This is a genomic window from Geovibrio sp. ADMFC3 (assembly GCF_054687035.1).
In genome coordinates, this window is the sequence record NZ_BAAFZG010000002.1 from 1,953,355 (window position 1) to 1,970,539 (window position 17,185).

Genomic DNA, 17,185 nt, shown 5'->3' on the forward strand with positions numbered 1-17,185 from the left:
ACCTCTTCCCTAAAACCGACTGTCTGAGGATAGCCTCTTTTAGGGCAAAAACTGCTTGAAGTACTCATTTGTAACGGCATTACTTTCTTCAGTTAATCTATAGAAAGTCTTGTGGTGCATCCCCTTGGGCTTATGCCATACCATACTGAATAAATCATCAGGGGTATTAAGCTTACGCCTTATCTTTCTAAGCTTATTAAGAAGACGGCTTGCTTTGTCTATCTGTTGTGATTTATGTGCTAAATTACAGCATGAACGACAATAAAAATATTTATCACCAAGATACAAAGCCATTATTTTTTTACCGCATTTAGGACATACAAAATATACTCTCAAACCTCCATAATGACATTCTAAGCGATGGAGTTTAACTTCTTGCCTTATGGCTTCTAAATTACTATGGTTGCCTCTGTAAAAGTAAATAAGGGTTAATTTGCTTTCATCAATCAAAAAAGCAAATGCACCTTTTGTTATACCATTGCTTGTTATAGATACTGTGCCTGAAAACTCTTCACCATATTTAAAACCTTTCTTTCTTAAATCTCTTATATCAATCTTTAGTTGATCATCAATAACCTGTTTTTTTCTAAAATACATAAAATAAACTCCTTCTAAATAAAAACCCTTAAGTATGGTTTCTTACGAAATATATAACCAAATCATGGTGCTAAATAAATATATCAAAATAGCTTTTTAACCACCCTCCTCCTATAAGGAAAATAGTAGTGGATGGTTTAATCCATACCACTACATATCCTTGTTCCCTGTCTCTTTAGATTATTTCTCAGGAGGGTTTCGGGAAGGTTAGAGGGTTAACTACTGAGGCATATTAATAATATAGTAAACTGCATTTTTGTTTCTACTTCCACCCTCAGGAGAAGCAACTTGTTGAACATAACTATTTTCAATACCCCAATCCAGTGCATTACGATAAATCCACTTACTATAGTTAGTATTCTCAGGTCTTATATTTCTGAAGTTTTCATCAATGTTAGTTTTTGTTATAGGTTTACCTTTCATTTCTTTCTTCTGCCAATTAGAAATTTCCATGAGTCGTTGTTCAGAACTTTTTCTAATATCAAAAGAAGGATAACGTTCGATCAGTCCTCCATCTTTTGTGATTTCAATATACTGTTCGGGATGTTCAACTGAATAATTGTGTTTAATATGCATCACTCTAATAAGCCTACCTTCAGTCACAGCCATCTTAATATCAGCTTCACTGAATTTAGTTTCATCTTTTTTATCAACCCTCTCTAATAATATTGATGACCTTGCGTTATCGGTTATCGCTGATGCACCTCTGGCGGCATAAGCTTTACTATCACTACTTTTTGAAAGATGATGAAGCAGGATTACTGCACACTTTGCTTCTGCTGCTATCTTTTCAAAAGCGACTAATAATGCTCCCATCTGGGCATTATCATTCTCATTGAGGCTGTGGGAACGTACAAAGGTATCAACAAAAAGAGTTTTGATATTTTCTTTTTTTAACAGTTTAATAAGCTTATTAGTTATGTCTGTTATCTCAACATTATTCTGATTATACTTCGCTACATGCATTTGCCTGCCGTAACCATCAATAAACATTAATCTGTCGCTTAGTTCTTGACGCCTGCCCTGAACTTCTTTTGGTAAATATGCAATAAGCTTATAAATCCTTCTTCTCAAAATATCCTCAGAATCTTCCAGAGACATATAGGCTACTTTTTCACCATTAGTTTCGGCTCCGAGAATATCTATACCTAAAACTATATGAGTAGCTATTTTAAGAGCAAGAAGGGATTTCCCTGTTCCTCCGTGGGCATTGATTAATGTTACCGCTCCTATTGGAGCTAAAGGATCAATACTGAATTCTTGTGCCGGAGGTGCTGTTTCTAACCATTCAAGGGGCATATAAACCCCTTGAATATTATTGTTATTGGTTTCAGGAAGTATCTGGCTCATAATTCAGACCCTCCTCTGCTTTTCTTAATTTGTTCTTGAAGCCAGTCTAATACTTCAGCTTCTATCCAGCCTACAGCTCTTTCTCCTAGGCTAATGGATTTGGGGAAACTTCCACCTGACATCTTTGCATAGATGGAGGATAGAGGTGGTACCCATCTTTAGTACAGTTTTTAGACTGAAATAAGGTGGAAACTCTCAGTCATTTTATCATCTTTTTTCCAAATTTGAATCTCTAATCCGTTATAAGCTTCATATGGCGTTCTGTCGCCCAGAGAAGAATGCGGTCTTCCTGTATTGTAGAAATTTATCCAGTCCGCCAGTCCTCGTTTCAGCTCGTGTCCGTTATCAAACGCATGGAGATAGACAAAGCTATATTTCAATGTCCGCCAGATGCGCTCAATCATGACATTATCCATCCAACGCCCCTTGCCGTCCATAGAGACCTTAATACCTGCATCTTTAAGGGTTTGCGTAAAGTCATAGCTGGTAAACTGACTCCCCTGGTCAGTATTAAATATTTCAGGTGTTCCATACTTTTCAAGGGCTTCTTCAAGTGCAGCCACGCAGAAATCAGAATCAAGGCTGTTTGAAAGTCTCCAGCTGAGAACTTTTCTGCTGTACCAATCCATAATAGCCACCAGATAGAGGAATCCTCTTCTCATTGGTATGTAGGTGATATCAGAGCACCAAACCTGATTAGGTCGGTTTATATCAATATCTCTAAGCAGATACGGGTATGTCTTATGCTCCGGATGTGGAACACTGGTTTTGGGCTTCTGATAAACGGCAGCTATGCCCATCTTCTTCATAAGTCTACTTACACGCTTGCGGCTGACATTGTATCCATACCTTCTGATAAGCTTTGCCATCTGTCTGGAACCGAAGTCAGGCGTCGCCATAAACTGCTTATCTATTATGTGCATAAGTTCAAGATTCAAAGCCGATTCGCCGGACTCCTGATAATAATAGCAGGAGCGGCTGATGCCCAAAAGACTGCACTGACTGCTGATGGACAGGCTGCTTCTTGCGTTATCGATCATAAGCTTCCTCCGGGATATGCTTACCGTTTCCCGAAGGCTCGCTGCAAAAAATCCCGCTCCACTGTCAGCTGACCTATTTTTGCATGAAGATCCTTTATCTCAGCTTCTGTGCGCTCTTCCGACTTGCAGGGCTTGTTGGCAAAGATTGATGCCATGCCTTCTATAGCTTCTTTCTTCCACTTGGAAATCTGGTTCGGGTGAACATTATACTTGGCTGATAATTCTGATAAAGTCAGCTCCTCTCGAAGAGCTTCAAGGGCTACTTTCGATTTAAACTCCGCTGAGTAACGGGTACGTTTGGCATTTGACATCGCATGGTCCTCCAATATGCTTTTTACACCTTAGCATACTGTACAGATTTTGGGGACCACCTCTGATCTACTTAGTCCAGTAATCTCCTGGACTTGTTTTCTTCTAAGAATTGTTAATATATGATTTTGATTCATTATTATCTCCTTTTCATTCTTTTCTGTTCCTGTGGCCACAAGAATCTAATGAAAGTTTTATAAGGAGATAAGGAATAAGTCAGTGCAGCTGCACTAACTAAAAAACGACTTGCACTTTGAAAGAGTATTTGCACTTTTTTAGAATACTTTTTAAAATTAAATAAAGCCAACTTAGTTTATAACTATAAATCATTTATATCTTAATATCATTATCATGCTGATCTTTTGCCTTTTTCAACATTGCTTCTAAAAAAACTTTTACTTCTTTATTACCCTTGGAAAACTTATCTTTTAAGCTCCTATCAGAAACACCTTTGACGCCTTCGCTATAGTATTTTTCTACGATCAGATCTATAAGCTCTGTCTGATTTTTAGGATTCGACTCTTTAAGATCTCCGATAATAAACTCTAGCAATATACCTATTACCAAATGATTATATCTAGTAAGCTGACTTTTGCTACTTTCAAGTTCCTGCTTTAATGCTTCATTGATTTCATATAAATCCGCACTACATTCTTGAATATTCATGTTGGCAGAGATGTTTTTTTTACTTGTTGTTTCGAAGAACTCGGACTTAATATTCTTACTCACAAGCCATTTCTTCAATTCCTCAATAGAAAGTTTTCCAGTGTTCCACCAACAAGAAAAATCATATTCCTCCAAAGAAACAAACATGCCTATATTTTCATGGCAAGCTAGCTCTTTGCCGAAATAGATGCTTAAATTAAACTTTTGGATATCATTAATCATTGCTTCATAAATCGGAACCCCTTCTTTAGGCTTATCCTCATCCTTTACATAATCAAATTTATAGGTTCCTGGTAAAACACCAATAATAAGGTTCATGGCATCATCGACGGATAGGAAAGGAGCAAGTCTCCATGTTTTTATATTCTTATTCATAAATCACCATCACGATTTAGCTTTTTTCAATCCATCCAGATAATCTGCCCACCACTGCATCATCTTAGTTCGTTCTTCAAGATATTCAGCATGGTTATAAGCTGCTTTAACCTTATTTCTTTCTGAGTGTGCAAGCTGTCTTTCTATATACTCAGTATTCCATTTATTTTCATGTAATAGGGTAGATGCCATAGCCCTGAAGCCATGAGCTACCATTTCATCTTTACTATAGCCTATTTTTCTCAGAGCAGCATTAAGTGTGTTATCGCTCATAGGTCTGTCAAAAGTACGTTCTGAATGAAATACATACCTGCTTTTAGATGTTAAAGGGTAAATCTCTTTAAGTATAGCTATTGCCTGTTCAGACAATGGTACAAGATGAGGAGTCTTCATCTTCATCTTTTCTCCAGGTATCTTCCATAGCTTCTTTTCAAGGTCTATTTCAGACCATTCAGCTTGCCTTAGTTCACCAGGACGGACGAAGACCAAGGGAGCAAGTTTAAGTGCATAGCGTACTATATGAGAGCCTTTATATTCGTCTATCAGTTGTAGCAATGTGCCTACTTCTTTAGGGTTTGTTATGGTAGGGTAGTTGTTATTCACAACAGGAGTTAAGGCACCTTGAAGATCTGAGCATGGATTACGCTCAACTTTGCCTTCTATGATTGCGTAAGTGAATATCTGACTGCATATCTGCTTAGTCTTATGAGCTGTTTCGTGTTTTCCTCTGGCTTCTATGCGCCTAAGTACCAACAGCATTTCTTTAGGTGTGATGGTATTTATCGGTTTATTACCCAACCAGGGAAGAACATCTTTTTCAAGCTTTCTCCATACTGCTGCACAATGTCCAGGTGTCCATTTGGGAGTTTGTCTGATATGCCAGTCTTTAGCTACTTTCTCGAAGCTGTTTTCAGCACTGTCCAATAAACCAAGCTTGAAGCTCTTTTTAGCTTCAGAAGGATCAATACCATCAGCTAACAGCTTTCTGGCTTCATCAAGCCTTTCACGGGCTTTCTTCAATGATGTTTCAGGATATACGCCTAATGCTAAGGTTTTTTGCTTCCCTGCATAACGGTAGTTATATCTAAAATATTTACCAGTCTTATTTACTAGTAGATATAACCCTTTCCCGTCAGAAAGCTTAATTGCTTTATCTTCGAACTTAATAGATTTGATTTGAGTATCAGTCAGGCTCATATGTTGGTATCTCCTGCCATGAACATCACAAATACCAACAAGCATACCAACAGAAAGGTCTGGAACATGTTGGAATTTAATAGACGTTAATATACTCTAGAATACAGTATTTAAAGGGGTTTGTAAAGGTTTGAGGAAGTTATTGGAACATGCTAGAAATAGAAATGGTGCCCAGGGACGGAATCGAACCATCGACACGTGGATTTTCAGTCCACTGCTCTACCGACTGAGCTACCTGGGCAACGTGGAACGCTAAATTACTAAAGCAGGTGCCCTTTGTCAACAAAAAAATAACGAAAAAAATATTTATTCTGAAATAACTTTCCGACGCCTGCCAAATAACCCGCCAGCGGCAATATATATTTGATCTGGCTTGGTGTTTTGGGCTATAAAGTCTTATCAGATTCCACGGGGGTTTTGTATGCCGTTTAAGCCTGTGAATGCGCCTGAAAGCGTAGTTAAAAATGCGGATAAGTTATTTAAGCCTGCCTCATATGATATAAGAGCCTACGTAGGCGAAGCGGGTGATTTTTTTGGTGCGAAAGCCGTTTTTACTCCTGATGCGGCATACACCGCCGGTGTCCTCATGGGCGGTCTGACTTTTCAACTCCGAAGCGGTGGCAGTGTTGCTCTGAAAGAAGGTGAAGCCTGTGTTATAGGGTATGACAACGGACCGACATCAAAGAAATTGGCGGAATCTTTTGCTGCCGGGTTATCTGAAACAGGAGTAAACGTCTATCTGACAGGTATTTCAGGTTCCGGTCAGGTTTATCAGAACCAGAGTCAGCTCGGCGCACAGGCACATGTGCAAATAACCCGCTCCCATGTTGAGGTGACTACAAACGGTGCTAAATTCGGCATAGGCATACAGGGGATACATACTTATTTGCTGAAGCAGATGAACGAGGCATTGAAAAATAACTCAGAAGTGCGCTTCGGTGATAAGAAAGGGAACATCATCGATAAAACAGACGAAGCATACACCGTTTATTTCAATAAAATGGTGAAAACATATAAAACATATTTTGCAGATAAGGATACATCCGGAATAGCTGTGAATCTTTTCGGCGGCACAGGATGCAAATATGCTGGTCTTTTCCGTGAGATACTTGGAGCAGATACCCTTATTCTCGGTGAAGATCTGGATGTGAATTCCGGTGCTGCTCTGGCTGACCCAACCCGAAAAGAGATGATTGAGCGGGTGGACGGTTTTACAGAAGCTTTGAAAAAAGGATACCGTATACATTCGTTTGATCTGGATGCGGACAGAGGCTCGGTCACATCCGGTGCTGATGCTCTGAAAACAGGAGCAGAAGGGCATTATCTCGGTGATGCTCTGGCGTATATACTTGCTGACTATAAGTTGAGAAAATGCGTGCCTGAGCTACTGAAAAAGCTGTCCCTGAAAGGTGTTCCTGTGGAGAACAGCGCTGAAATTAAGGATATTGCGGAAACAGTTTATATAGACGCCCGCTACACCAGCGGCGTAAAAAGCTATGTGGAGGCTTTGGGCGGGAAAACAGTTTTCCATACGAAAGGGCACTCCCTCTGGAAGGAAACCATCACTGCAAACATGAGCAGAATGGCAGAGCTTGCAGGGTATGACAGCATAACAAGCTTTGTGGAATGCACTGGCTATCGGGATTATCAGATAGAGGCATCTCTGCATTTTTTCACAACGGATGTCGAGGACGGAATTCCCCGTGATGACGCTGTGGAGAATATATTTGTTCTGGAACAGGTATTTGCAGAATCAGGGATAAAAAGCCTGAACGAATATTTTGCCTCTGTTCCCTCACGGTTTATCACGAAAGAGATAAGGACAACCTCTGTAAGTAACGAGGCGAAAGAGCAGATAACAAACGAGATAGTGAAAGTGATACGTGATACTTTCGGCGGACGCAGCGGCTTTGAAACTGTCGAGTTTGAAGGGCAGATACGTGCTGACTGGGCGGATGGATTCATAATGTACGGTATGTCCAATACATCACCGAAGCTTACCTTCATGGCGGAAGGTGTAACGGAGGATCTGCGGAATAAGGCGCTCCGTTTTCTGCTTGCTCTGCATAATCATTTCAAAGCGGAATATGGCGATAACGAGCCCATGGATCTGACGGAGAATGACTTTTTTGTAAAAGAAGCAAGCTATAAACTGCCGGAGCCTGATAAAGTTGATATGGATGATCCCGAAGTTAAGTCTTTTCTTAATAGCTTCGGGATAGAAAGAATAATATTTTAAGGAACTGATATGCTGGCGAAAAGAATTATTCCCTGTCTGGATGTTAAAGACGGAAGAGTAGTAAAGGGTACAAACTTTGTTAATCTGCGTGATGCGGGTGATCCCGTGGAAGTGGCGAAGGTTTATGATGAGCAGGGTGCAGATGAACTCACTTTCCTTGATATAACAGCCAGTTCTGACAACAGGGGTATAATTCTTGATGTCGTGGCAAAAACAGCGGAATGCGTTTTTATGCCTGTGACGGTAGGCGGCGGAGTCCGTACTCTGGAAGATATTCGCAACCTGCTTAATTCCGGTGCTGACAAGGTTTCCATAAACTCTGCCGCAGTGGCAAGACCGGAATTTGTAAGCGAGGCAGCGCTCAGGTTCGGTTCTCAATGCACTGTTGTTGCCATTGATGCCAAGATGAAGGCGGACGGCAGCGGATGGGAGGTTTACACCCATGGCGGGCGCAAGGCAACTGGAATTGATGTTGTTGAGTGGGCAGTGCTTATGGAAAAATACGGCAGCGGAGAGATTCTGCTGACCAGTATGGATAAAGACGGTGTTAAGGACGGTTTTGACCTTAAGCTGACCCGTGCCGTTGCAGATGCGGTGAGCATTCCCGTGATCGCTTCCGGCGGAGCGGGCAACCCTCAGCATATGTATGAAGGAGTTACGGAAGGCGGCGCAGATGCCGTGCTTGCGGCGAGTATATTTCACTATAAGGAATATTCCATAGCAGAGGTAAAGCAGTACCTCGCAGACAGGAATGTTCCGGTAAGGATGGTATAAATGAACACTGAAATAATTGGAAAACTTGTAGAAACAGTCAGAGAAAGAAAACGCAACCCGCAGGACGATTCATACACATGTAAACTTCTGGAAGCGGGAGAAAATAAGCTTGTGAAGAAGCTTGGAGAGGAAAACGCAGAGTTTATCAGGGCTTTTTTGAAAGAGAGTGATGATGCTGTTGCGGGTGAGGCTGCGGACATAATTTATCACATGGTAGTTGCTCTGGAATACAGGGGCGTGGCGTTTGAGTCTGTGCTTGGTGTTCTGGAGAACCGTTTCGGCAAATCCGGCATAAGAAAATGATTTACACTCATATATTTGAAGAGGCAGCCGCTCGTCTCAAAAACGCAAAGATTCAGGATTATATCTTAGGTCTCGATTATATAGCAGTGCAGACGGACGCAGGTAGCGGAATGGCGTATACTTTTCGCAATGAAGTCTCTGCGGGCGGTCTGGCGAATATAATGGGGAGTGATCTGCGGGGTGAAAACGCTCTGGAGATTGCGGAAAAATATTATTTCTCCAGCAACAGCTTTGAAGCAGGGATAGGGCTTGCGGTGATAAACTCCGCCCTGAATAACAGAGCTTCTGTTTGCGAAGACTTCCTGCACCCAGATACATTCAGGGGGAAGAAAGTTGGTATGGTCGGCTGGTTCCGTCCCATGCTTGACATGATGAAGGAAGCAGAGGCAGATCTGAAGATTTTCGAGCTTAAGGATATTGAAGGCACTTACAAACCTGAAGCCGCACCGGAGATTATGCCTCACTGCGATGTGGTTTTGATAACAGGGGTAACCTTCATCAACAAAACCTTCCATACATACACTCCCCATATAGGCAAGAACGCACTTAAGATCATTCTCGGCCCCACAACCCCTATGTCTCAGCATCTTATAGACGGCGGATGGCATCTGGCTGGGTCTAAAATACTTGATTTTAGGGCAGCGGCGGACTGCATAGCCCACGGCATAGGTACAAGAAAAGTTAAGGGTGCAGTGGAAAAGGTATGGATTTGACAATTAATTTACGTCACGTTCAAAATAATATATTGACATACTCCAAACCGAGGAGCATTATAGTCTCCATGAAAAATGTAAAGGCTTATTTTAACTTCTTTTTTAGCAGCTATTATTTTTACTTCTTCTTTGGAGAAGCTGCTTAAGGTGTAGTTAAAATACAGGACTTGTATAAAATAACACGGCCGCGGGCAGCAGAAAGCCCCGCGGTCTTTTTTTTTCTGTCCGCATAAGGGGTCTTTTCTCTCTCCTGCCGCCGAAAATTTTCGGAGGAAAATTATGATAGTAGTAATGAGGATGGACGCAGAAGAACAGCATCTTAATGACGTGGTGGCAAGAGCGGAACAGCTTGGTTTCAGTCCTCACGTCATCTTCGGGAAGGAAAGAAACGTAATCGGGCTTGTGGGCGCTAATGTCAAAAAGGACAGTGTATGCGTTATTTCCGAGATGCCCGGTGTCGATAACATAGTTCCCATCAGCAAACCTTACAAGCTCGCCAGTAAAGAAGTTAAACCTGAAACATCAATAGTTGACGTATGCGGAGTAAAATTCGGCGGCGGAGAAATTCCCATAATCGCAGGTCCATGCTCTGTGGAATCAGAAGAGCAGATAGTCCGTTCCGCACAGATGGTCAAAGCGGCAGGTGCAAAAATACTCCGTGGCGGTGCTTTCAAGCCCAGAACAAGCCCATATGCCTTCCAGGGACATGGCGAAGAGGGGCTGAAATACCTTGCAGCGGCAAGGCAGGAAACAGGACTTCCTATTTGTACGGAGGTTGTAAATCCGAGAAATGTTGAACTTGTGTACAAATACACAGATATGTTTCAGGTAGGCGCACGCAACATACAGAACTTCGCTCTCCTCACCATGCTGGGGCAAACGGATAAACCTGTCCTGCTGAAAAGAGGAATGTCCACAACAATAGAAGAATTCCTTATGGCGGCAGAATATATATTAAGTGAAGGAAACCAGAGAGTTATCCTTTGTGAAAGAGGTATAAGAACATTTGAGACCGCAACAAGAAATACACTTGATATAAGCTGTGTTCCTGTTGTTAAGGATAAGTCCCATCTTCCGATAATCATAGACCCCAGCCATTCCGGCGGTCACAGGCAGTATGTTTCTGCTCTTTCCAAGGCTGCTATAGCTGTTGGCGCAGACGGTGTGATAATAGAAGTTCATCCCGAACCTGATAAAGCATGGAGCGATGCAGCACAGACCATCAGCCCCGAACACTTCATTCAGTTAATGGGCGAAATGCGTGCTGTAGCCCTTGCAGTCGGCAGATACATGTAAACTATTTACCGCAGATATTTCTTTGCCCCCATGGATGGGGGCACGCCGTGCGTAGCGAAGCCGTGTTTATCACGGCGCGAGCGTGTATAAAAAATTCCCATGGAAGGAGAATTTTTTATTGTAAAGACAGATTAGCTGTGGCACTTGCAGTCGGCAGATACATGTAAACTGAATAAGCCTGCCCTCCGGTGTTCAAAACCGGAGGACAGGCATGTTGTATTATTTTGTTTTAAATGACTGAACCTTGGATGCGAGATCCAGCGCTCTCCGGTTCAGCGTATTAGCGGCGTCTCCTATCTCTTGGAGGATATCAAATGTTTCATCAGCAACATGATTAATCTTGGAGGCATTTTCAGAGACAACACTTATGGAATTCTCCTGCTCAGACACTGAGGACTGAATTTCATTAACCATTTCACGGGACTCACCGGAATCTTTAATAATCTCTTTCAGTGCTTCTCCTGCTATTGAGGCAACTTTGCTGCCTTGTTCAACTTTACCCACGGAGCTGAGTATGTTTGATGCCGCATTCTGTGATTCATGCTGGAGCGCAATAATCATTGACGAAATTTCCTTGGTGGCGTTTTGTGTGCGTTCCGCCAGTTTTCTGACCTCATCGGCAACAACAGCAAATCCACGCCCGTGTTCGCCTGCTCTGGCTGCTTCTATGGATGCGTTGAGGGCAAGCAGGTTTGTCTGGTCTGCTATGTCGTTTATCACCTCTATTATGTCGCCGATTTTGTCTGTAGAACCTTTCAGCTCCTCAACCATGCGTGATGATTCGTTAATGGATTCGGTGAGTTCATACATCTTCGCAATCATATCCGTCACAGCCTTATCGCCTTTATTGGCGGTGCTGCTTGTTTGTTCAGCTTTGAGAAGTGTTTGCCTTGAGTTGGCAGCTATATTTGCAATACTCGCCTCGATTTCATCCACTGCGCTGTTAAGGTTTGCCGTATCTTCCTTTTGCACGCATACGCCGAGGGTTATCTTTTCAACATTTTCGTTCAGCCCGCTGCTTGAGCCCGCCATGTACTGCGCCTGTTCCTGCACATCAGTGACAATGGATTTGATATAGTTAAGAAAGCTGTTGAAGTTTGTAACTATAGCACCTATTTCATCTTTCTTTGTGTATTCGATCTGTTTTGTGAGATCTCCTTTTTAAGTTCTTCAAGGTTGTAGGTTCCTCTTTCAAAGAGGGTACCTGTATATTCTCTTACACCTTCCGCCATGGTTATAATTTTTCTTGCTTTGTCTATTTCAGCTTCAAACGCAAGTTTCTGAGACTGTTTGGAATTAATTACGAAAACAACGCCGAAACTTACGACGAGGAACGGGTTAATGAATATCGCCATTTTAGTGCTTAATTTCATGTATAACTCCTTCAGAGAGATTTGGGTGTTATCAGATGAAAAAAAGACCTGAAACGGATAATAGTCATTAGGTGATTAAATGTCTTAGTACAGTAAATTATAAGGGATGTAAAATAACACTGTCAAGGCGGCTTGGATAATGAATTATTGTTCTTCTGCCGGATTTTACTTGATCAATTTTACAAAAGCGATAAAGTTACATACCTTGAGAAACTATGCGCTGCCGGAAAAAGGGCGCTTTAAATTTTAGGAGTATGTCAGATATGTCAGTTAGAGTGAGATTCGCACCCAGCCCCACAGGGCACATTCACGTTGGAAACGCCAGAACGGCTCTTTTCAATTACCTTTATGCACGCAGCACAGGGGGCACTTTCATTCTTAGGATAGAGGACACGGATTTTGACCGCTCCACCCTCGCCAGCGAGGAGCTTATTTACGAAGATATGAAATGGCTTCTTATGGACTGGGATGAGGGTCCTGTGAAGGGCGGTGAACACGGTCCTTACAGGCAGTCAGAAAGATTTGATATATATAAAAAATATACAGATGAACTCCTCGATAAGGGGCATGCTTATAAATGCTGGTGCAGCAAGGAAGAGCTTGACGCCGAGAGGGAAAAAGCCCGCATAGAAAACCGTCAGCCTGTTTACAGCGGCAAATGCAGACATCTTTCAGCAGAGCAGAAGGCTGAACTTGAAGCATCCGGCGCACCTTATGCAATCCGTTTCAAGGTTGAGAAGGATGTTGTACACGTTTCTGATAAGATAAAAGGTGAAATAGATTTTGAAACAGGCGTTTTCGGTGATTTTATCATTGTACGTCCTGATGGTGTACCTGTTTACAACTATGTGGTTGTGATTGATGATGCCCTGATGAAAATCAGTCAGGTGATCAGAGGTGACGATCACCTGAGCAATACTCCGAAGCAGGCATTGATATTTGATGCTCTGGGATTTGAGCGCCCTGAATTTGTCCATATCCCCATGATTCTGGGTGAAGACAGGTCAAAACTTTCCAAACGTCACGGCAATACAAGTATCGAACAGTTCCGCTCACAGGGATACCTGAACGATGCGCTGTTCAACTTTCTGGCTTTTCTCAGCTGGTCGGATGAAAAGGAGAGGGAGATTCTCTCCAAAGATGAGCTTATCAAATCGTTCAGCCTTGACCGTGTTTCCACAAGTGCTGCGGTTTTTGACTTCGGTAAGCTTAAGTGGCTGAATGGTCAGTACATACGCATGAAAACACCTGAGGAGCTTGCGGATCTCTGCATGCCGTTCCTCATTGAAGCCGGTCTTCCTGCTGACAGGCTTGAGAGGGAAGTCTATGTGAAAATGATAGCCTCCATCGCAAGCAAGATGGAGCTTTTAGGCGATGCGCCGGAAGTCATGAAGGTTTACTTCCAGTACCAGACACCGGATGAAGAGGCTATGGAGTATCTTAAGCTTGAGACTACACCTGCCGTACTTAAGGCATTTCGTGAAAAGATCTCCGTTTTCAGCGGATATATAAGCGAAGAGGATTACAAGAGTATACCCAAATCTGTTCAGCAGGAAACAGGCACAAAGGGCAAACCGCTCTTCATGGCGATCAGGGTGGGAATATCAGGTTCTGTTAAAGGACCGGAAATCGATAAGATGGCAACACTGATGCCTGTGGATGAGCTGCTGAGAAGGCTGGACGCTGCGATAGAAATCACAGCCTAAATTACTTTTTGCCTGTGAGCCACCCATATACACAACTCCATGGATGGAGTTGCGCCGTGCGCAGCGAAGGCAGGTTCAGCCTGCCGCGAGCGTGTATCCAAAATTTTCAGGACGATAAATTTTGGATTATAAAGATAAGATGTTGCGCCGTGCGAAGCGAAGGCGGTTTCAAACCGCTGCGAGCGTGTGATGAGACGGACAGGATGTACCGTTTCAGAACTATAGATTAAGATAGGAATCGGAATGAAAAAAATCGGAATAATAGGACGCCCGAACGTAGGCAAGTCCACACTTTTTAACAGGCTGGCGGGGCAGAGAATCGCCATCGTGGACGACATGGCGGGCGTAACCCGTGACAGAATAGAATTTACCGCCGAATGGCTCGGAAGGCGCTTCCGTGTTGTGGATACTGCCGGATATGACATGAAGGAAGAGATTGTAAAAAAAGAGATGCAGCGTCAGTTCATGTATTCTCTTGAAGAGGCAGATTTCTTTATACTCATGGTTGACGGGCGTGAGGGTGTTCACCCCCTTGATGAAATAGTCTGCGGACTTCTCCGTGAAAGCGGGAAGGACTTTATGGTCGCTGTAAATAAGATCGACTCTGAATCGGCAGATATGCTTGCTCTCGACTTCTATTCGCTTGGTGTTGAAGAAGTTTTTCCCATAAGTGCAACACACGGACGTAATGTCGGTGATCTTATGGATGAGATAATATCACGCCTGCCGGAAGATGAAAAAGAGGAAGACTTCAGCTATGAAGGGCGCATAAAGCTCATCGTCACCGGACGCCCGAACGTGGGCAAGTCCAGCATGATTAACCGCTGGCTTGGCGAGGAAAGGCTGATAGTGACCGATATCCCCGGTACCACAAGGGATGCTGTTGATACTCTTTTTGAACACGGCAGCGAGAAGTATGTTCTTATTGACACGGCGGGAATCAGAAAGAAATCCGTAATGTTCAAGGACAGAATAGAGAAATACGGCTATTACCGCTGGGAAGACGCAGTCTCCCGTGCAGATATAGCAGTATGCCTTATTGACGGACTGGAAGGACTGAACGAGCGTGACGTAAAGGTCATAGCAGACGCATGGGAAGCGGGCAGACCGGTTATCATCGTTGTAAACAAATGGGACGCAGTGGAAAATAAGGATGAGGCAGCCAAGGCGCTGAGAGATGATATAGAATATAAACTCCAGTTCCTTAACAACCCGCCTGTTATATTTGCTTCTGCGATGTCAGGGAAAAATGTCTATAAAATATTTGAGGCTGCTAAGGGTCTCTATAAAGAATATACCAAAAGGGTTGGAACCGGAGAGGCAAACCGTGTCCTCCAGGCTGCCCTTGAGCGCCATCAGCCTCCGGTTGTGAAGGGAAGAAGACTGAAACTCTACTTCATGACACAGGCGGCGGCGTGCCCGCCGCAATTTGTTATCTTCGCAAACTATGCTGATTCGGTGCATTTTTCTTACCAACGATTTGTTGTGAATATAATAAGGGAGTACTTCGGGTTTGAAGGAATTCCCATAAAGCTGTTCATAAGACAAAGAGGCGAAAAGAAAGAAGCTTAAGCCTCTTTTGTATAAAGGTAAAAGAGTTTAATGCGCCGTTTCCCCAACCGTGGGCAGCGGCGTTTTTTTGTTTTTATGGTCAAAAAAACGCCGGAAAATAAGCTTTCTGTTATGTTTTTTAAAAGGGCAAACTGCTTATTGAAAGTATATAAATATTATTATATAAACGATGATTTACCCGTAAAACGGGTATTCAGCGGTCATATTATGTGAGGGTAAATTAATGAGGTATGATCTTGCCAAAAGCGGAAACGGTCTGACTTACGAGATACGCAATATTGTAAGTGTTGCTAACAAGCTCAGTGAGGCAGGCGTGGATATTTACTGGGAAAACATAGGCGATCCCATTGTCAAAGGAGAAGTTCTTCCGGACTGGATGAAAGAGGAACTTGCAAAAATTATCATGGACAACAACACCTATGCCTATTCTCCTACAAAGGGTGTTCTGGAAACCAGAGAGTACATAGCAGAGCAGGTTAACGCACGGGGCGGAGCGCAGATAACCGCTGAAGATATCATCTTCTTCAACGGTCTGGGAGATGCCATAGCGAGATCATACAGCGCAATAAGGGTTGATGCGAGAATCATCATGCCCGAACCCACATATTCCACTCACCTTCTGGCAGAGGTGCTTCACGCATCCTTTCCGCCAAACACATATCAGATGAACCCTTACAAACACTGGGCTCCTGATCTTGACGAGCTTGAAAGCAAGGTGAGAAGCTTCCGCTCAATTGTGGGCATACTTGTCATCAACCCTGACAACCCAACGGGCTATGTCCACACTGAAGAGGGACTGAGGCAGATAGTGCGCATCGCAAAGGAGTATGACCTGATGCTTGTTTTTGATGAAATATACGCAAACATGTCATACAACGGCTCAAAAACTGTTCTTCTGTCTGATATAATCGGCGATGTTCCCGGAATAAGCATGAAGGGAATAAGCAAGGAATACCCTTGGCCCGGCGCAAGATGCGGCTGGATTGAAGTTTATAATTATGATAAAGACCCTGCTTTCCAGAGATATGTGGACGCTATTCTTACACAGAAGATGTCTGAAGTATGTTCCACAACTTTTCCTCAGATGTCTATTCCCCGTATAATGTCACACCCTAACTACAAGCCTTACCTCGCTGAAAAGATAAAGCACTACGAAAAACTTTCAAATATTGCCTACAGCATTCTCCGTGATATTCCCTATGTTGTTGTGAACAGGACAAACGGTGCATTCTACATGTCTGTTGTTTTTAACGAGGCTGTTCTCAACCCCAAACAGAAACTGCACATTGAAAATGATGATGTGAGGCACTATGTGGAGAGCATCACAGGCTCAAGTATAGAAAACGACAAGCGTTTTGTGTATTATCTGCTCGGAGCCACAGGTATCTGTGTTGTTCCGCTTACTTCTTTCTTCACCAGCAAGCCCGGCTTCCGTATGACTCTCCTTGAGCGTGATGCGGACAGGTTTGAATTTATGGTGCGCAAACTTGCAGAAAAGATTGTGGAATATGTAGAATCCGCAAAGTAAAGTCTGCATCCGCTGCATAAAGCGGGTTTTTGTAACTTAAACAGCATATAGATACTGCGGAGTTTTCCGGAAGGGCTTCGCAGTATTTTTTGTCTATTAACCCTTTTCGGGGAGCGTAAAAAGCCCTATACTGTTTAGATGCTCTCA

The 17,185-nt window shown here is 43.0% G+C and carries 16 protein-coding genes and 1 tRNA gene; 8 read left to right on the top strand and 9 right to left on the bottom strand.

The window, feature by feature from the left end; all coding sequences use genetic code 11:
* Positions 1 to 39: 39 nt before the first annotated feature.
* The 7 genes from ACYRYY_RS09670 to ACYRYY_RS09700 all read right to left on the bottom strand — a co-directional run bounded on the left by ACYRYY_RS09670 (position 40) and on the right by ACYRYY_RS09700 (position 5,775).
* Positions 40 to 597, bottom strand: a complete 558-nt coding sequence (locus tag ACYRYY_RS09670) for a hypothetical protein (RefSeq protein WP_460215393.1) — start codon at positions 595 to 597, stop codon at positions 40 to 42.
* A 219-nt stretch (positions 598 to 816) separates the two neighbouring features.
* Positions 817 to 1,947: an AAA family ATPase gene (locus ACYRYY_RS09675; protein ID WP_460215394.1), complete on the bottom strand. Its 1,131-nt coding sequence runs from the start codon at positions 1,945 to 1,947 to the stop codon at positions 817 to 819.
* The gene (locus tag ACYRYY_RS09680) at positions 1,944 to 2,081 is read right to left on the bottom strand and encodes a helix-turn-helix transcriptional regulator (RefSeq protein ID WP_460216483.1); all 138 of its coding nucleotides are present in this window, start codon (positions 2,079 to 2,081) and stop codon (positions 1,944 to 1,946) included. The genes ACYRYY_RS09675 and ACYRYY_RS09680 overlap by 4 nt, the downstream gene beginning before the upstream one ends.
* 36 nt (positions 2,082 to 2,117) lie before the next feature.
* Positions 2,118 to 3,298 (bottom strand): IS3 family transposase gene (locus tag ACYRYY_RS09685; protein ID WP_460214066.1). Its coding sequence is split into 2 segments (ribosomal slippage): positions 2,118 to 3,017 and positions 3,020 to 3,298, totalling 1,179 coding nucleotides; the frame shifts between segments, so codons are not numbered across the junction.
* A 328-nt stretch (positions 3,299 to 3,626) separates the two neighbouring features.
* On the bottom strand, positions 3,627 to 4,337 hold the full coding sequence (locus ACYRYY_RS09690; RefSeq protein ID WP_460215395.1) for a hypothetical protein: 711 nt from the start codon (positions 4,335 to 4,337) through the stop codon (positions 3,627 to 3,629).
* A 9-nt stretch (positions 4,338 to 4,346) separates the two neighbouring features.
* Positions 4,347 to 5,534 (bottom strand): tyrosine-type recombinase/integrase, encoded by a 1,188-nt coding sequence (locus ACYRYY_RS09695; RefSeq protein WP_460215396.1) that lies wholly within the window; start codon positions 5,532 to 5,534, stop codon positions 4,347 to 4,349.
* A 165-nt stretch (positions 5,535 to 5,699) separates the two neighbouring features.
* Positions 5,700 to 5,775 (bottom strand) — tRNA-Phe (locus ACYRYY_RS09700).
* 180 nt (positions 5,776 to 5,955) lie between these two features.
* Here ACYRYY_RS09700 and ACYRYY_RS09705 point away from each other — a divergent pair.
* The 5 genes from ACYRYY_RS09705 (at position 5,956) to aroF (ending at position 10,859) form a co-directional block, all read left to right on the top strand.
* A complete protein-coding gene (locus ACYRYY_RS09705) occupies positions 5,956 to 7,773 on the top strand; it encodes a hypothetical protein (protein ID WP_460215397.1) in 1,818 nt (605 codons plus the stop codon).
* 9 nt (positions 7,774 to 7,782) lie between these two features.
* A complete protein-coding gene (hisF, locus tag ACYRYY_RS09710) occupies positions 7,783 to 8,547 on the top strand; it encodes an imidazole glycerol phosphate synthase subunit HisF (protein WP_460215398.1) in 765 nt (254 codons plus the stop codon).
* Entirely contained in the window at positions 8,548 to 8,850 is a 303-nt protein-coding gene (gene hisE / locus ACYRYY_RS09715; RefSeq protein WP_460215399.1) for a phosphoribosyl-ATP diphosphatase, read from the top strand.
* Positions 8,847 to 9,563: a Rossmann-like domain-containing protein gene (locus ACYRYY_RS09720; protein ID WP_460215400.1), complete on the top strand. Its 717-nt coding sequence runs from the start codon at positions 8,847 to 8,849 to the stop codon at positions 9,561 to 9,563. Before hisE ends, ACYRYY_RS09720 begins: the two co-directional genes overlap by 4 nt.
* A gap of 279 nt (positions 9,564 to 9,842) precedes the next feature.
* Positions 9,843 to 10,859 carry a 3-deoxy-7-phosphoheptulonate synthase gene (gene aroF, locus ACYRYY_RS09725; RefSeq protein WP_460215401.1) on the top strand — a complete coding sequence of 339 codons (1,017 nt, stop codon included), beginning with the start codon at positions 9,843 to 9,845 and terminating at the stop codon, positions 10,857 to 10,859.
* A 219-nt stretch (positions 10,860 to 11,078) separates the two neighbouring features.
* Here aroF and ACYRYY_RS09730 read toward each other — a convergent pair whose 3' ends face one another.
* Both ACYRYY_RS09730 and ACYRYY_RS09735 read right to left on the bottom strand, forming a co-directional pair.
* A complete protein-coding gene (locus ACYRYY_RS09730; protein ID WP_460216485.1) occupies positions 11,079 to 11,999 on the bottom strand; it encodes a methyl-accepting chemotaxis protein in 921 nt (306 codons plus the stop codon).
* The gene (locus ACYRYY_RS09735; RefSeq protein ID WP_460215402.1) at positions 11,972 to 12,232 is read right to left on the bottom strand and encodes a hypothetical protein; all 261 of its coding nucleotides are present in this window, start codon (positions 12,230 to 12,232) and stop codon (positions 11,972 to 11,974) included. Before ACYRYY_RS09735 ends, ACYRYY_RS09730 begins: the two co-directional genes overlap by 28 nt.
* Before the next feature lie 263 nt (positions 12,233 to 12,495).
* Between ACYRYY_RS09735 and gltX the strand changes: the two genes are divergently transcribed.
* The 3 genes from gltX (at position 12,496) to ACYRYY_RS09750 (ending at position 17,038) form a co-directional block, all read left to right on the top strand.
* A complete protein-coding gene (gene gltX / locus ACYRYY_RS09740) occupies positions 12,496 to 13,938 on the top strand; it encodes a glutamate--tRNA ligase (RefSeq protein ID WP_460215403.1) in 1,443 nt (480 codons plus the stop codon).
* Between the two features lie 243 nt (positions 13,939 to 14,181).
* A complete protein-coding gene (der, locus tag ACYRYY_RS09745) occupies positions 14,182 to 15,510 on the top strand; it encodes a ribosome biogenesis GTPase Der (RefSeq protein ID WP_460215404.1) in 1,329 nt (442 codons plus the stop codon).
* A gap of 223 nt (positions 15,511 to 15,733) precedes the next feature.
* Positions 15,734 to 17,038: a pyridoxal phosphate-dependent aminotransferase gene (locus tag ACYRYY_RS09750; RefSeq protein ID WP_460215405.1), complete on the top strand. Its 1,305-nt coding sequence runs from the start codon at positions 15,734 to 15,736 to the stop codon at positions 17,036 to 17,038.
* Positions 17,039 to 17,185 lie beyond the last annotated feature (147 nt).

Coding starts and splice junctions, on each gene's coding strand:
- ACYRYY_RS09670 (WP_460215393.1), bottom strand. CDS start 597: ATGTATTTTAGAAAAAAACAGGTTATTGATGATCAACTAAAGATTGAT.
- ACYRYY_RS09675 (WP_460215394.1), bottom strand. CDS start 1,947: ATGAGCCAGATACTTCCTGAAACCAATAACAATAATATTCAAGGGGTT.
- ACYRYY_RS09690 (WP_460215395.1), bottom strand. CDS start 4,337: ATGAATAAGAATATAAAAACATGGAGACTTGCTCCTTTCCTATCCGTC.
- ACYRYY_RS09695 (WP_460215396.1), bottom strand. CDS start 5,534: ATGAGCCTGACTGATACTCAAATCAAATCTATTAAGTTCGAAGATAAA.
- ACYRYY_RS09705 (WP_460215397.1), top strand. CDS start 5,956: ATGCCGTTTAAGCCTGTGAATGCGCCTGAAAGCGTAGTTAAAAATGCG.
- hisF (WP_460215398.1), top strand. CDS start 7,783: ATGCTGGCGAAAAGAATTATTCCCTGTCTGGATGTTAAAGACGGAAGA.
- hisE (WP_460215399.1), top strand. CDS start 8,548: ATGAACACTGAAATAATTGGAAAACTTGTAGAAACAGTCAGAGAAAGA.
- ACYRYY_RS09720 (WP_460215400.1), top strand. CDS start 8,847: ATGATTTACACTCATATATTTGAAGAGGCAGCCGCTCGTCTCAAAAAC.
- aroF (WP_460215401.1), top strand. CDS start 9,843: ATGATAGTAGTAATGAGGATGGACGCAGAAGAACAGCATCTTAATGAC.
- ACYRYY_RS09735 (WP_460215402.1), bottom strand. CDS start 12,232: ATGAAATTAAGCACTAAAATGGCGATATTCATTAACCCGTTCCTCGTC.
- gltX (WP_460215403.1), top strand. CDS start 12,496: ATGTCAGTTAGAGTGAGATTCGCACCCAGCCCCACAGGGCACATTCAC.
- der (WP_460215404.1), top strand. CDS start 14,182: ATGAAAAAAATCGGAATAATAGGACGCCCGAACGTAGGCAAGTCCACA.
- ACYRYY_RS09750 (WP_460215405.1), top strand. CDS start 15,734: ATGAGGTATGATCTTGCCAAAAGCGGAAACGGTCTGACTTACGAGATA.